Source organism: Flavobacterium sp. CHNK8, from assembly GCF_019774515.1.
Classification (GTDB): domain Bacteria; phylum Bacteroidota; class Bacteroidia; order Flavobacteriales; family Flavobacteriaceae; genus Flavobacterium; species Flavobacterium tiangeerense.
Window position 1 is genome coordinate 3,144,618 of sequence record NZ_CP081492.1, and the last position, 15,286, is coordinate 3,159,903.

The 15,286-nt window shown below is 33.7% G+C and carries 12 protein-coding genes; 8 read left to right on the forward strand and 4 right to left on the reverse strand.

Translation table 11 applies throughout. The features are described from left to right. Nucleotides 1-594, reverse strand: a complete 594-nt coding sequence (locus tag K5V07_RS13675) for a HupE/UreJ family protein (RefSeq protein ID WP_221917921.1) — start codon at nucleotides 592-594, stop codon at nucleotides 1-3. A gap of 453 nt (nucleotides 595-1,047) precedes the next feature. On the opposite strand from K5V07_RS13675, the gene K5V07_RS13680 reads away from it, so the two are divergent. The 3 genes from K5V07_RS13680 to K5V07_RS13690 all read left to right on the forward strand — a co-directional run bounded on the left by K5V07_RS13680 (nucleotide 1,048) and on the right by K5V07_RS13690 (nucleotide 4,954). Further along, nucleotides 1,048-2,526 (forward strand): PhoX family protein, encoded by a 1,479-nt coding sequence (locus tag K5V07_RS13680; RefSeq protein WP_221917922.1) that lies wholly within the window; start codon nucleotides 1,048-1,050, stop codon nucleotides 2,524-2,526. A 71-nt stretch (nucleotides 2,527-2,597) separates the two neighbouring features. Further along, on the forward strand, nucleotides 2,598-4,370 hold the full coding sequence (locus K5V07_RS13685) for a cytochrome-c peroxidase (protein WP_221917923.1): 1,773 nt from the start codon (nucleotides 2,598-2,600) through the stop codon (nucleotides 4,368-4,370). Between the two features lie 152 nt (nucleotides 4,371-4,522). Continuing rightward, complete coding sequence (locus K5V07_RS13690) at nucleotides 4,523-4,954, forward strand: TerB family tellurite resistance protein (protein ID WP_182649586.1); 432 nt, start codon at nucleotides 4,523-4,525, stop codon at nucleotides 4,952-4,954. A 63-nt stretch (nucleotides 4,955-5,017) separates the two neighbouring features. Here the strand turns inward: K5V07_RS13690 and K5V07_RS13695 are convergent, their stop codons facing one another. The 3 genes from K5V07_RS13695 to fbp form a co-directional block, all read right to left on the reverse strand. Beyond that, nucleotides 5,018-5,869 carry an IS3 family transposase gene (locus K5V07_RS13695; protein ID WP_221916371.1) on the reverse strand — a complete coding sequence of 284 codons (852 nt, stop codon included), beginning with the start codon at nucleotides 5,867-5,869 and terminating at the stop codon, nucleotides 5,018-5,020. A 14-nt stretch (nucleotides 5,870-5,883) separates the two neighbouring features. Further along, nucleotides 5,884-6,312 (reverse strand): hypothetical protein, encoded by a 429-nt coding sequence (locus tag K5V07_RS13700; RefSeq protein ID WP_221916217.1) that lies wholly within the window; start codon nucleotides 6,310-6,312, stop codon nucleotides 5,884-5,886. Between the two features lie 87 nt (nucleotides 6,313-6,399). After that, complete coding sequence (gene fbp, locus K5V07_RS13705; RefSeq protein ID WP_182649588.1) at nucleotides 6,400-7,419, reverse strand: class 1 fructose-bisphosphatase; 1,020 nt, start codon at nucleotides 7,417-7,419, stop codon at nucleotides 6,400-6,402. Nucleotides 7,420-7,675: 256 nt separating this feature from the next. Between fbp and K5V07_RS13710 the strand changes: the two genes are divergently transcribed. The 5 genes from K5V07_RS13710 to K5V07_RS13730 all read left to right on the forward strand — a co-directional run bounded on the left by K5V07_RS13710 (nucleotide 7,676) and on the right by K5V07_RS13730 (nucleotide 15,265). Then, nucleotides 7,676-8,182 carry a GNAT family N-acetyltransferase gene (locus tag K5V07_RS13710; RefSeq protein ID WP_144889730.1) on the forward strand — a complete coding sequence of 169 codons (507 nt, stop codon included), beginning with the start codon at nucleotides 7,676-7,678 and terminating at the stop codon, nucleotides 8,180-8,182. Nucleotides 8,183-8,281: 99 nt separating this feature from the next. Next, on the forward strand, nucleotides 8,282-9,538 hold the full coding sequence (locus K5V07_RS13715; protein WP_144889732.1) for an aspartate kinase: 1,257 nt from the start codon (nucleotides 8,282-8,284) through the stop codon (nucleotides 9,536-9,538). Between the two features lie 145 nt (nucleotides 9,539-9,683). After that, entirely contained in the window at nucleotides 9,684-13,115 is a 3,432-nt protein-coding gene (locus K5V07_RS13720; protein WP_221917924.1) for a hypothetical protein, read from the forward strand. Nucleotides 13,116-13,200: 85 nt separating this feature from the next. Next, a complete protein-coding gene (locus tag K5V07_RS13725) occupies nucleotides 13,201-13,974 on the forward strand; it encodes a hypothetical protein (protein WP_221917925.1) in 774 nt (257 codons plus the stop codon). Nucleotides 13,975-14,197: 223 nt separating this feature from the next. After that, nucleotides 14,198-15,265 carry a glycosyltransferase gene (locus K5V07_RS13730; protein ID WP_221917926.1) on the forward strand — a complete coding sequence of 356 codons (1,068 nt, stop codon included), beginning with the start codon at nucleotides 14,198-14,200 and terminating at the stop codon, nucleotides 15,263-15,265. The last annotated feature ends 21 nt before the right edge of the window (nucleotides 15,266-15,286 follow it).

The following is a 15,286-nucleotide window of genomic DNA, read 5'->3' on the forward strand; positions in this document are numbered from 1 at the left end:
TTATCGGTTCCAAATTTCACTTTCAACAATCAACGGGATAACAACTCCTACAATAAAAGAGGACATTACCAGTGTCCAATCTCGTTTAGAGAATCTAAAAATAGTCTGCACAATATAAGAGAGAATCAATACCACAAAAACTACTGTAATTTGAGCGGCCTCAATTCCCAGGGCAAACTCAGCCAAAGGCAACATTTTTGAAGCAGCATCGCCACCTAAAATGGATTTGAAATAATTAGAAAACCCCAAACCATGAATAATCCCAAAGAAAAGTGTGATAAAAAATATTAGGTTTATACTTTCTTTTTTACTGGACTTGCCAGCCGTAAACAAATTGAACAATGCAGTAATCAAAATTGTGATAGGGATTAAAAGCTCAACCACATTTACTTTTATGGCTATAATTCCAAAAACGGAAAGCATCAATGCCATGGTGTGACCAATGGTAAATAGTGTGACTAACAAGACAATTCGTTTCCAATCTTTAAACGAATATGGCACCGCCAAAGCTATTAAAAACAAAACATGATCATAAGCATGAATGTCTAAAACGTGTTTTAATCCTATTTGAAAATAAATCCAAAATTCTTGCATCACTACTAATTTAAGTTGCTAAAAGGGTTGTAAACTTACGATAAATTTTGAAAATCCTTCCTTAGAATATCTAATAAATTCGATGAAAACCATACGCACAATTCCTTGAAAAACGAATATAGCAAAGCAACTCAGGTCATAAGGACACCCTTAAAAGCAATACTCATAACTCCTGTACTATCATCATGGTTTACTTACATCACATTCTACCTTGGCAACAAAAGAAAAAAAGGATAAAAACCTCACACACTAAATCACAAGTTTGAAATACTACTATTGAAATATATAAATCTTACAAATCATGTGAGCAATCTTAATTTTACCTTAAATTAACAGGTTTACGATGTGTTAATCTTGGAGTAACATTTTATTGATGAATCAACAATATTGACCTAAACTAAGATTCAGTTTCTTGCGATAGTTTTGCATTCAAACAAACTAAACACAATTATCATGAATCAGCATTATTTAAAAAAAATAGCATTATCATCAGTTTTGTTAGCTGCAGTAGTAGGCTGTCAAGACGACAAAAATGAAACTCCTAGCGTAAACACAGCCATTAATTTTTCAAATGTTTCTACAGTTCCAGCATTGGCGGTAGCAAAAGAAGGCTTTGAAAACTTACAGATAACTTCTTTATTAAGTAGTTCAGATGTATTGGCACAATCACCAGCTTTTGTTTATGGTGCTCAACCTGATGGTGCTGGATTAATGAAAGATCCTTCAAGCGATGGTTACATTATGATCACTAATCATGAAATTTTAAAATCTGTATCAAGAGTATATTTAGACAAAACTCTTAAGCCTGTAAAAGGAGATTATATTGTTGACGCTGTGGGCGGATTAACCCGATTATGTTCAGCAACTTTAGCTTCACCAGCAATCCATGGATTTGGACCTTTATTTTTAACTGCTGGAGAAAGTGGTGAAGAAAGTATGGTTCATGGTATTGACCCATTAGGACTTACAAGTATGAAAAATAGAACCGACAGAGTTTTACCAGCTTTAGGAAAAGCAAGTATGGAAAATGCTGTTCCGCTACCTAAGGATGCTTACCCTGGGAAAACCGTGATTGTTATTGGAGAAGATCAATCGTATTCAACTTCTCACGCAAGTGCTGGCCAAGTAATTATGTATATGAGTTCAACTGTTGGTGACTTATCTAACGGTAAATTATACGCTTTAAAAAGAAACGATGGAAACCAAGTAGAGACTAGCATGAATGTAGGAACCTCATTTGATGTATCTTTTGTAGAAATTCCAAATGCTAAAAACTTAACGGGTGCGGTAATCAACACAACAGTTAATGAATTAGGAGCCATTCGTTTTTCTAGAGTTGAAGATGTAGATTACAGAAAAGGATCTGCAAAAAACAATAGAGAATTGTACTTTACCGCAACGGGACAAGCAAGTTCAAACGCTCCTGTAGCGGGTTATACCATGTGGGGACGTGTGTATAAATTAGTATTAAATGATGCCAACCCACTTATTGGAAAATTAGAATTAGTTATTGAAGGCGATTCTACTCCAGGAACTGGGATTATCAATCCGGATAACTTATGTGTTACCGAAAACTTTGTATACACTCAAGAAGATGGAGATTCATTCTACACTGCCGCAAAACATGATTCTTATATCTGGCAATACAACATTGCTTCAAAAGTGAACAAACCTTGGTTGACAATGAATCACAAAAGAACTGATGCTGCCTGGAATACAGCTTACAACCAAGCTAATGAAATGCGTTTTGGAAGTTGGGAATATGGTGCAATGGAAGACATTTCAGACATAATTGGTGTTCCGAATACATTTATTGTAAACATACATCCACATACATGGCAAAAAGATGCTTTTTTAAATGCTGATGGTAGTGGATTAAATACAAACAAAGAAGGTGGTCAAACCCTAATCATCCGAAACGTACAAAGATAATTACCTCAACTATTGATATAAAAAACAACCCGAAATTTTGGGTTGTTTTTGCATTTAATACAATCCACAACATGAAACCGCTATTAAAACTGCTGCCCCTATTCCTGCTATTTTTTTCTTGTCAAAAACAATACACTAGTTTAACCATTCAAGAAGAACTGTTATCTAATTTAGAGGAACTCAATCAAGAAATACTTGTTTTTGAAAAAGTAGCTACCGAAAATCCAAATCAAAAACAATTACAAAAATCATTTGAAACCAGTCGTGTTGCGTATAAAAAAATAGAATGGGCTATCGAATATTTTACACCAGATCCTGCACGATTTATCAACGGGCCAGCACTCGATGAATTGGAAGTAGAAGAAAATAAATTCTTGTCACCAAGTGGTTTTCAAGTTATTGAAGAACTAATTTACCCGCAATACGCTACTAGTAATTTCAATACTTTAAAAAGAGAAATTGCCGTTTTAAAAGGTTTAATTGCACAAGTCAAAGAGCATTTATCAGTAATCACTATAAGCCCTGATTATGTTATTGATGCCAGCAAAATGGAAGTATACCGAATTTTAACTCTTGGCATCACCGGTTTTGATTCGCCAATTGCCAATCAATCCATCCCTGAAGCTAAAGCGAGTTTATCTTCTTTAAAAGTTGTACTTGAAAAATTGAACACCAATAATTCAAAAACAAAAGTCTTACTTTTTGATTTGATAGATCAAGCCAATTCCTTTTGTGATGCGAACACCAATTTCAACTCCTTTGATCGCGCTTCCTTTATTAAAAAATATTTAAATCCAATATCTCAAAAGCTAGTTCAATTTCAACAAGACAACCGTATTAAAAACGTTGCAAAGACAAATGCCATCAATCCAGAGGCCAAATCGCTTTTTGAAAAAAACACCTTTAATGTCAACGCTTTTATTCCGTCAAAAGAATATGCGTATTCCAAAGCAAAAGCTGATCTTGGCAAAAAATTATTTTATGACTCGTCCCTTTCTAAAGATGGAAGACGCAATTGCGCTACGTGTCACATTCCAGAACTAGCATTCACAGACGGCGAAAAAACCAACCAATCTTTAACTGGAATTAATTTACCTAGAAACACCCCTACTCTTACATATGCCTCTTTACAAAATGCTCAATTTTGGGACATGAGACAACCTGATTTAGAGAAACAAAGTCTAGATGTCATTCAAAACAAAGATGAAATGCATGGGAATTTAAAAGAAAATTTAACTCGAATTCAAAGCAATACAGTATATAAAAAATTGATCAAAAATGCTTTTCCTAAAACTATAAAACTAGAAGAATGGCAATTGCAAAACGCCATAGCAAGTTATGTTCGTTCTTTAAATAAATTCAACTCTAAGTTTGATCAGTACTTTTCGGGCGGTTCAAATACTTTTTCGGATGAGGAAAAACTAGGATTTAATCTCTTTGCAGGAAAAGGCAAATGTGCTACTTGTCATTTCATCCCATTGTTTAATGGAACAGTCCCTCCTATTTACAAAAAAACAGAGCAAGAAGTGATAGGAACACCTCAAACTAAAAACGGAAAAATCATTGATCAAGACTTGGGGCGATTTACTCAATACAAAATGGCACAACTGAAACACGCCTTTAAAACACCTACACTAAGAAACATTGCACAAACAGGTCCGTACATGCATAATGGTGTTTTTAAAACGTTGGAAGAAGTTGTTGTTTTTTACAATGAAGGTGGCGGAGTAGGAAATGGCATCACTGTAGAAAATCAAACCTTACCCACAGACAAACTCAACTTGACTTTGGCAGAGCAAAAAGCATTAGTTGCCTTTATGAAAACACTTTCAGATGCTAAATGAGTTATACAAAGGCACTTTTAGGAAAATAGCAACAGCGCAATCTTACCTCAAAACAAGTGCAATCAACTCTAGTTTTTGAAAAAAATTAAACAAAAATTAAAATAGTTAATTTAAAAATAGATTTATCTTTGTAGGATATAAAATCAATAACTATGTCATTTTCAGATTTATTTGATAGCGAATTTAAGCTAAGAAACAAAGGTCACTTCGCCTCAATTGTTAGAGTTGCACTTACTGATGGGAAATTTTCACCAGAAGAAAAAGCATTTTTAGACAAACTAGCACTTCGCCTAGAAATATCAGCAGTGGAGTATGAGGAAATTTTAGAAAATCCTTTGAATTACCCTATCAATCCACCGTATTTACACGAGCAAAGATTAGAGCGTTTGTATGATTTAGCACGAATCGTTCACGTAGATCATCATTTAGGAAATCAACAAGAAATGTTGTTGAGAAAAATAGGTGTAGCTTTAGGGTTCAATACTGATAATGTAAATTACATCGTTGACAAAGCCTTAAAACTTGTTGACAAAGAGGTAGACTCTGACACTTTCCTTGAGGAAATGCAAAATATGCACAAATAAATTACAGCTGTTGTCTAGTCCTGAAAAAGTGATACAGGATTAATAAAAAATAAAAGTACAATTTTAGACAGTAGCAAGCTCTGGTTTGCTACTGTTTTTTGTTTTATAGGTTCTCATTTTAATTTTGTTTTGGTGATGCATCTGATTTGGAGTAAGCATGTAATTAGAATAATGAGGTCTGATTTCATTATAGATATCAATAGCTTCTTTTACAATTTTTTGCATGATTTCTGCTTTTTGATTGTATTTGTCAATCCTAAATTCCTGTTTTAAAATACCATTGATCCTTTCTGCCACTGCATTTTCATAAGGGTCAGAGTTTTGTGTCATACTGCATAGAATTTTATTTTTATTAAGTTGCTTTTGGTAGTCATTAGCACAATATTGAATCCCTCTGTCTGAATGATGTATCAATGGTAAGTTTTTGTTGTTTCTGTGTTTAAGAGCCATTTTAAAAGCCTTCAAACTGCTTTCTGTGTTCATGTTATCGGCAACATAATATCCCATAATCTTTTTAGAATAAGCATCTGTGACTAAGCTTAAATAGCAAGGATTATCTCTTTTTCCTATATAGGTTATATCAGAGACCCAAACTTGCTCTGGTCTGTTAATTTCTAAATCTAGAATTCGATTTTGATGTTTATTAAATCGATGATGTGAGTTAGTCGTTACATGATAACTTCGTTTAGGATGTATCAATAAATGATTGGCTCTGAGTATATCAAAGAACTTATCTCTTCCAATTTTCATTAATTGAAGTTTATCCAACAAAAGATAATATAGTTTTCGAGTACCTATTCTAGGCATTGTCTTCCTGATATTATTCACCATCAAAATCACTTCTTTGGCTTTGTTTTGTTTGGATGCTATTCTTCTAGTCTTTCGATAATAAACCTGTCTGTCTATCCCGAACAAATAACAGGTAAACGCTACTGTTTTTTGTTCTTTTGCTCTAAAGCGGGCGATTGTTCGGGTGCAGAGTTTTTTCGGATATCGATATGATATTCTTTCTCAGCTAAATCAATCATCATGTCAAACAAGATTGCTTTTTTATCTGCAACGTAAGCTTGTCGTTCTAAAAGAGCCTTTTGTTTTTCTAATAGCTTGACTTGGGCTTCAAGTTCCATAATTTTTTGTTCGGGTGACTTTGCCATATTCAAAGGGGATTGGTTTTCCCAATCAAAGTTACCAAATTTTCGTAACCAGCCCAGAACTGTAGCATGGCTTTGAATGCCATATTGTTTTCTAATTTGGGTAATTGATGAACTACCTTGCTCAACTTCTCTAACGATTTGAAGTTTTAAGGACATGCTGTAATCTCGCTGGGTGCGCTTTACATAATTCGTGTATTCTTCCATAACGATTGTTTTTGTGTATCGCTATTTCAGGACGGGACATGTATTTAAATAAAAAAGCTTCCAGTAATCCTGGAAGCTTTTTGCTTTTTAGTATTTGCTTAACTTTGCATTATGCATGAACTCTTCGGCTTTTTCAACCATGTTATAGCTTCCACAAAAGAAAGGAACACGCTGATGCAATTCGGTTGGAGTAATTTCCATGATGCTTCCAAAACCATCTGAAGCTTTACCTCCAGCTTGCTCCACAATAAACGCCATAGGATTACATTCATATAATAAACGTAATTTACCATTAGGTGCTTTTGAACTAGTTGGGTAGATATAAATTCCGCCTTTGATAATATTTCTATGAATATCCGAAACTAAGCTACCGATATATCTGGAAGTATAGGGTCTATCTTCCTCTTCAGTCTGACAGTATTTGATATAATCTTTAACCCCTTGTGGAAAATGAATGTAGTTCCCTTCGTTGATAGAGTAAATATGACCGTCTTTTGCAAACTTCATATTAGGGTGTGATAAATAGAAAGTCCCAATTGCAGGATTCAATGTAAACCCATTTACACCATGCCCCGTTGTGTACACTAGCATGGTTGATGTTCCATAAATAACATATCCTGCGGCTACTTGATTGATTCCTGGTTGCAAGAAATCCTCCATTGTAACTGGAGTTCCTATTGGCGTAATTCTTCTATACACTGAGAATATGGTACCCACAGATACGTTTACATCAATATTAGAAGATCCATCAAGAGGATCCATCAATACCACATATTTATTGTTGTGACTGTTATCACTTCCTTCAACAGTGATGAACTCATCGTTCTCTTCAGAGGCAATACCGCATACAATTTCACGGTTAATTAAAGTTTGAATAAAAACTTCATTGGCATAAACATCCAGTTTTTGTTGGTCTTCTCCTTGTATATTTTGCTCCCCTGCAGCACCCACGATATCAACTAATCCAGCTTTATTTACCTTATAGTTTACTACTTTGGCGGCAAGCCTAATCGAGTTAATAATTCGGGATAATTCACCAGACGAATATTGAAAAGCATTTTGATTCTCTATAATAAATTCTCCTAAAGTCTTGTTGCGTTCTTCCATTTCGAAATCGTTGTAGTTATTTTGAAGTCACAAATATCGTTTTTTTTGTGAAAATGATTTCAATAATATGAACTTAGTTTACCACTATTGTATATTTGCTAAATAAACTGTAAATTTTTAGGTTTAAAGTTTATTTAATTGTGATTTTAAACAATTAAATTAAAAATAGCATAGCAGAATCTTTGTAAGATTTTAAAAACAAGAAATTGACAATTGCCCGTTAGATAATCCAATCATTTACAGATACAACTACGCCATGATAATAAGAAAAGGTACTCCGGCAGATATGCCTTCCGTTTTAGGTTTAATCAAAGAACTAGCATTGTTTGAAAAAGAACCAGATGCAGTTCTTATTACCGTTGAAGATTTAGTACGAGATGGTTTTGGAGCTGTCCCACTGTTTCATGTTTTTGTAGCAGAGATTGATTCAGACTCTCCAGAAAGTACTTCAGATAAGCAAATTGTCGGTATCGCCTTGTGGTACTATCGGTATTCAACTTGGAAAGGTAAAACCATTCACTTAGAGGATTTAGTAGTAAAAGAAAGCATGCGAGGAACAGGATTAGGTTATGCCTTATATTCTGAAATTTTAAAGCAAGGTAAGAAAGACCAGGTTCGAAGAGTAGAATGGAATGTTCTGGACTGGAATACGCCTGCAATTGATTTCTACGAAAAATCAGGAGCCAAAGTATTACGCGATTGGCATGTAGTGCAAATGGACGAATTAGGAATACATCAATTTGTATCTGACAAATTGAAATAAAGCGTCCAAATTCAGAGACACAAATAGGAAATTAAAAAATTAAAGATAAATAGAATTCTGATTTCAATTTAGAATTTAAAAATTGTGATTTAAGAAAATATGAGAGTATTCAAATTTGGAGGTGCATCAGTAAAAGATGCAGCAGGAATCAAAAACGTGTACAGCGTTTTACAAACAGTGGGTTATGAGGATGTATTACTGGTAGTTTCAGCTATGGGCAAAACTACTAATGCATTAGAACTTGTCATAAAAAATTATTTTGACAAATCAACTGAATTAAATTCATCCGTTCAAGAAGTAAAAAAATATCACAATCAAATCTTAATCGATTTATTTGAAGATGAAAAAAACGAAGTATTTGCTGCCGTAAATGCACAATTTAGTGATTTAGAATATTTTTTGGCGCATAACAAATCTCCTAATTACAATTTTGTTTACGACCAGATTGTAAGCTTTGGCGAATTGATATCAACAACCATCCTGAGTCATTTCATGAATTTTATGGGTATTCAAACACAATGGCTAGATGTTCGTAATTTTGTGAAAACTGATGCTACGTATCGAGATGCCGAGGTAGATTGGGACTTGACACAAGCTAATATTGCCAAAAATGTAAAACGACAAATCCTGAATATTACACAAGGTTTCTTGGGATCTGACCCCAATAATTTTACAACAACACTGGGCCGTGAGGGATCTGATTATACTGCTGCCATTTTTGCGTATTGCCTAAATGCCGAAAGCGTAACCATCTGGAAAGACGTTCCTGGAGTTATGAATGCTGACCCAAGATATTTTGAGAATGCTAGTTTGTTAAACCAAATTTCATATCGAGAAGCTATTGAACTTGCGTTTTATGGCGCTACCGTGATTCACCCAAAAACGTTACAACCTTTACAAAAAAAGGAAATTCCTTTATTTGTAAAATCATTTATAAACCCATTACTAAAAGGGACTAGTGTTTCAAAAGGAGTAGATCTGGAGCCGTATTTACCTTGTTTTATTGTAAAAAGAAACCAATTATTAATTTCGCTTTCTTCTATAGATTTCTCTTTTATAATGGAGGAAAACATCAGCGAGATTTTTGCATTATTTCATCAATTCAAAATAAAAGTAAATTTAATCCAAAACTCGGCTATCAGTTTCTCTGTATGTGTTGAAGATAAATTTGATAATTTTAATGCGCTCAATGCCATTTTATCAAAAAAATTCAAAGTAGATTACGAGCAAAATGTAACCTTGTACACCATCAGACATTTTAATGATACTGCTGCAAAAACAGTTGAAGAAAACAAAATTGTTTTACTCAAACAAGTAAGCCGCGAGACCATGCAAGTGGTTACAAAAGAAGTTTAAGAATAGAAAAAAGGGAAATAACATGCAGTTACTTCCCTTTTTATTTAGATGTAGCAGGATAATACCACTGCATACTACCCGTTTTTTTGAATACTTATTATCAAATTATAAATACTACTTTTGATTCCTGTGAGTTATAGTATTTATGCTAAAAAAAATCTTGTTTTTTTTTCTTTTGATTTTCTTTTCTGGTCTACAGGCGCAGAAAATCAACTCCTTGTACAAAACAAAAAAAATAGCTAGAACTCAGGATACTCTTTATATTGAAAAAGAAAGTCTTAACCCGCACTTTTTTAAACTGCTTGACGCCAATGGTAAAAAAATAGACAGCACTTTTTTTGAAATTAATTTCACAAAAGGAATTTTACTATTGAAATCCCCTTTGCTAATAGAGCGGGATTCCTTGACCGTGCAGTATTTAAAATTTCCCGAGATACTCACTAAGGAATACCAAGTATTTGATTCGAATAAAATTGTGAGCAATACGGCGTTACAGGGAACCTTATACACCATAGATAAAAAAAACAACAACAAAACAGTTCCTTTTGATGGACTAAATACCTCTGGAAGTATCACCCGAGGAATTACCATCGGAAACAATCAAAATGCGGTATTTGGATCGAACCTTGACTTACAAATAACAGGCAAAATATCCGACAAAGTAAGCTTGAGAGCCTCCATTCAAGATAGTAATATTCCGCTTCAAGACGGTGGGTATTCTCAAAAATTAGATCAGTTTGACAATGTTTTCATGGAATTGTATAGCAAAGATTGGAACATCAGAGCGGGTGATATTTTCTTGGAAAACAAAAACACCCAATTCCTAAACTTTAATAAAAAAGTGCAAGGACTTTCTACAAAAATCCAGTTTGGAAATAAAAATCACAAAACCGATCTCTTTGCATCAGCAGCATTAGTGCGAGGACAATATGCAAAAAGTGACATCATAGGACAAGAAGGCAACCAAGGTCCATATAAATTAAAAGGACAAAACGGAGAGTTATATGTACTAGTGGTTTCTGGATCGGAGCGCGTATATGTAAATGGAACTTTATTAAAACGAGGTGAGAATAATGACTACACCATTGATTACAATGCGGGAGAGATTGTATTTACACCCCTATTCACCATAACCTCTGAAATGCGAATTGCTGTTGAATACCAATACTCTGATCAAAACTACACCCGATTTGTAACCTATGCAGGGGCAACACACGAGAATAAAAAATGGCGTTTAAAAGGCTATTTGTACTCTGAGAATGATTTAAAAAACCAACCCTTACAACAAAACCTTACTCAAGAACAAGCACAAATTTTGACTCAGGCGGGTGACAATCCTCAATTGATGATAGCACCATCTGAGTATGCTGATACCTTTGATGAAAATAAAGTGCTCTATAAAAAAGTAATTGCAAATGGAGTCACTTTCTTTGAATATTCAAATGAGGATCAGCAAGAATTATTTAATGTCCGTTTTACACAAGTTGGTCCAAACAACGGAAATTATGTTGTTGTAAATACCGCAACAATCACACGCGTTTTTGAGTATAGAGCTCCAATAAACGGAATCTCACAAGGTGATTACGAACCTACCATTCAGCTTATTGCTCCTACAAAAACACAAGTAGCCACATTTATAAGTGAATTCAACCCTAGTGATAAAACAATGATTGCAGTAGAAATGGGGGTAAGTAATACCGATAAAAATTTATTTTCAACGCTACAAGACAACGATAATAAAGGAGTTGCTGGAAAAATAAACGGACAACAACGGCTTTTTTCTAAAAAATGGCAAATGGATGTTTTTGCAAACTATCAATTTATACAGCGCAATTTTAAATCTGTGGAACGTATTTACAACATAGAATTTGATAGAGACTGGAATATTGGAACTAATGGAACTGGAAACCAAAGTTTACTAGTTAGCGGTGTGAAACTAAATTTAAATCCTAAAAAAGAGACTTCAAAGAAAGGTTTTTTGGTGTACCAATACGAGAAATTAGATTTTTCAGACAATTTTTCAGGAGGAAAACATGTAGTAAATAGTGCGTTCCAACTAAAAAAATGGAGTTTTAAGAATAGAGGAAGCTATTTAAGCAGTCAGTCGAACAAATCGCAATCTGAATTTTTTAGAAATCAATTCCAAATGCGTTATGATCACAAAAAAAACTGGATTGGTACAACCCTTCGAACAGAAGACAATAAAGAAAAAGACACGAATACACTTCAATTTTCGGCCTTGAGCCAAAAATTTAAAGAATACGGATTTTTTGCCGGTCGAGGTGATAGTACCAAAGTATTTGTAGAGCTAGGCTATTTCAAGCGTAGCAATGACAGTTTACAAAACAACTTGATTCAAAGAGTAAATACCTCTCAAACCTTTGCACTAAAAACAAAACTAATTCAAACCGCAAAAAGTGACTTGTCAATTGTATCTCAATATAGAGTGTTAGACTTTGAAACAAATACACAAAAAAAAGAATCTACCCTCAACTCAAGGATCATTTACACCGATCGGTTTTTAAAACAATTATTGGTAAGCAACACCGTATTTGAGACTAATTCTGGTACGATTCCGCAACAAGAATTTACCTACTTAGAGGTTGCGGCAGGACAAGGAGTTTACACCTGGAACGATTACAATAACAATGGTATTCAAGAGCTACAGGAATTTGAAGTGGCGCCTTTTGTTGATCAAGCACAGTTTATAAGAGTGTTTTTACCTAACCGTATTTTTATAAAAACCCATCAAAATAAATTTTCTCAATCCCTTACGTGGAACCCTACAATTTGGCAAAACAATAAAGGAGTTAGAAAATTTCTCTCTAATTTTTACAACCAAACTACATTTTTATTAGATCGAAAAGTGAAAAACGACGGAGCAAATTTTGAGTTAAATCCGTTTTCAAATGCTACCAAAAATGTTTTAGGTTTAAACTATAATTTTAGAAATAGTTTGTTTTACAACAGAGGTAAACAAAAACATTCCGTTACGTATTCATATTTAGAAAGTAAAACTACAAACCTATCATCCATTGGCTCACAGGAAGTTTCAAATTATTCACATCAGTTGCAATACAATCATTTGTACCAAAAAAATTGGCTTTTTGGTGTTTTTACAAAAACAATACAATCTGCTTTAAAATCTGAAAATTTCCCAGAAAAAAACTTCAATCTTTCGGGTTACCAATGGACACCCAAAATTAGTTATCTATTTTCGAAAAATACAAGTTGGGATTTATTTTACGAATTGCAAAAAAAAGAAAATACAATCGGCGAGCAGGAAACACTCACTCAAAGTAGATTTGGGACATCCTTTTCATTTGCTGGAGCAAAAAAAATAACAATGAATGGAGAATTGTCCTTGTATCAAAATAAATTTATAGGAAACGAACTTTCTGCAGTAGGATTTCAAATGCTCGAAGGACTCCAAACGGGACAAAACTTAACATGGAGATTGCTTTTGCAAAAAAACATCACTCAGTTTTTAGATATAAACATCAATTATCAAGGTCGAAAGAGTCAAAAAAACAATGCCATACACACCGGAAACGTTCAACTAAGAGCCTATTTTTAAGCAATTATACGATATTGAATTACGAATTGATTTTAAAAGATTTTTTTCGCTATTTTTATATTATTAAACAAAAAACAAAACCCCTATGAAAAAGTTATTAATGTTGTGTATGGCCTTTATTTTCTCTTTAAGTACTTACGCACAAGAAACAGCAACTGAGAAAAAAGCAACAAAAGCAGCCACAGAAAAGTTAGCAAAAGCTAAAAAGAAAGAGGCGGCTAAAGCCAAAGCAGAAGCTACCAAAGAAAAAACCGAAGCAGCAAAAGAGAAAGCAACAAAGGCAAAAGCCAAAGCTGATGCTACTAAAGAAAAAACTGAAGCAGCAAAAGAGAAAGCAACAAAGGCTAAAGCCAAAGCTGATGCTACTAAAGAAAAAACTGAAGCAGCAAAAGAAAAAGCCACAAAGGCTAAAGCCAAAGCTGACGCTAGTAAAGAAAAAACCGAAGCAGTAAAAGAGAAAGCTACTAAAGCTAAAACCAAAGCTGATGCCACTAAAGAAAAAACAGAAGCAGTAAAAGAGAAAGCTACAAAAGCTAAAACCAAAGCTGATGCTACTAAAGAAAAAACAGAAGCAGTAAAAGAGAAAGCTACAAAAGCTAAAACCAAAGCTGATGCTACTAAAGAAAAAACAGAAGCAGTAAAAGAGAAAGCTTCAAAGGCTAAGGCCAAAGCTGAGGCTACTAAAGAAAAAGCAGCAACAACAAAACCAGCAAAAAAAATAAAAGAAACCACTGAAAAAGCTCCAAAAGTTGCAGACAAAGTAACTGGCGAATACAATGGTAAAAAAGTATATACTGGTCCTAGAGGTGGTAAATACTACATCAATTCTAACGGAAATAAAACGTATATTCAAGAATAAGCAATAGTAACAAAATAATAAAAGCTATCTCTTGGGATAGCTTTTGCTTTTTATATCCTTTTTAAATTTGTTAAACTCCATTTTTAAAATGATTTTGATGATGCGTTTTAAAGCTCAGTAAATCGAATTACCATAATTTAATAGTTTGGTAATGTTTTACAAATACAAAAAAGAAGTGTTTCAATGTATCTTACACTTACAAAACATTTGATACAATTTTGAAATGAATAACAATAACAGCGCTAAAACTATCTTAATTGCACCGCTTAATTGGGGTTTAGGACACGCCACTAGATGTATTCCGATCATAAAGGCATTACTAGAAAACAATTTTACTCCCATAATAGCTTCGGATGGAGTTGCTCTAGCATTACTTAGAAAAGAGTTTCCAGATTTGCAAACTTTAGAGCTGCCATCGTACGAAATTGAATATGCAAAAAAAGGGAAGAATTTCAAGTGGAAGTTAATTCAAAATAGTTTGAAAACATTAAAAGCAATCCGTACCGAAAGAAAAATTGTTCGGGGCTGGATTGAACAATATCAAATTGATGGTATACTATCGGATAATCGTCTGGGAGTTTTTGATAAAAAAGTACCATCTGTTTATATCACACATCAATTAAATGTTTTAACAGGAAACACAACTTGGATAACCAGTAAAATTCACCAATACATCTTTAATAAATATAAGCAATGTTGGGTTCCAGATTATGGAGGCACAATAAACCTTACGGGGAATTTAGGTCATCTTGAGGTTCTTAATCCAAAAATAAAATACATAGGCCCCATAAGCCGTTTACAAAAAAAACTTGTTCCCAAAAAATATGATTTATTGATCATTCTCTCAGGACCAGAACCACAACGAGGATTATTAGAAAACTATTTGAAAAAAGAAATTTTAAATTATCAAGGTAAGGCCATTTTTATTGAAGGGAATATTGCCCCACAACAAACTAAAGTTATAAAAGAAAATGTTATCTACTTTAATTTCATGAATTCTGTAGAACTTGAAAACGTTTTTAACGAAAGTGAAATAGTACTTTGCAGATCTGGTTACACCACTATCATGGACTTAGCCGTACTTCGTAAAAAAGCTTTTTTTATTCCTACACCCGGTCAGTATGAGCAAGAATATTTAGCAAAAAAATTAAAGAAAGAAGGACTTGTCCCTTATGCAACTCAGGATAATTTTAAAATTAGTGATTTAGAAATGATTCATGATTACAAAGGATTACCGAGGTCTGAATCCAGAATAGAATGGGCAACTCTATTTGAAGTTTTTAACCCCTAATTAATGTATTGCATAAAAAAA

Bases quoted from the DNA above. Each gene is read 5' to 3' on its own strand.
- K5V07_RS13675 (WP_221917921.1), bottom strand. From the start codon at position 594: ATGCAAGAATTTTGGATTTATTTTCAAATAGGATTAAAACACGTTTTA.
- K5V07_RS13680 (WP_221917922.1), top strand. From the start codon at position 1,048: ATGAATCAGCATTATTTAAAAAAAATAGCATTATCATCAGTTTTGTTA.
- K5V07_RS13685 (WP_221917923.1), top strand. From the start codon at position 2,598: ATGAAACCGCTATTAAAACTGCTGCCCCTATTCCTGCTATTTTTTTCT.
- K5V07_RS13690 (WP_182649586.1), top strand. From the start codon at position 4,523: ATGTCATTTTCAGATTTATTTGATAGCGAATTTAAGCTAAGAAACAAA.
- K5V07_RS13700 (WP_221916217.1), bottom strand. From the start codon at position 6,312: ATGGAAGAATACACGAATTATGTAAAGCGCACCCAGCGAGATTACAGC.
- fbp (WP_182649588.1), bottom strand. From the start codon at position 7,419: ATGGAAGAACGCAACAAGACTTTAGGAGAATTTATTATAGAGAATCAA.
- K5V07_RS13710 (WP_144889730.1), top strand. From the start codon at position 7,676: ATGATAATAAGAAAAGGTACTCCGGCAGATATGCCTTCCGTTTTAGGT.
- K5V07_RS13715 (WP_144889732.1), top strand. From the start codon at position 8,282: ATGAGAGTATTCAAATTTGGAGGTGCATCAGTAAAAGATGCAGCAGGA.
- K5V07_RS13720 (WP_221917924.1), top strand. From the start codon at position 9,684: ATGCTAAAAAAAATCTTGTTTTTTTTTCTTTTGATTTTCTTTTCTGGT.
- K5V07_RS13725 (WP_221917925.1), top strand. From the start codon at position 13,201: ATGAAAAAGTTATTAATGTTGTGTATGGCCTTTATTTTCTCTTTAAGT.
- K5V07_RS13730 (WP_221917926.1), top strand. From the start codon at position 14,198: ATGAATAACAATAACAGCGCTAAAACTATCTTAATTGCACCGCTTAAT.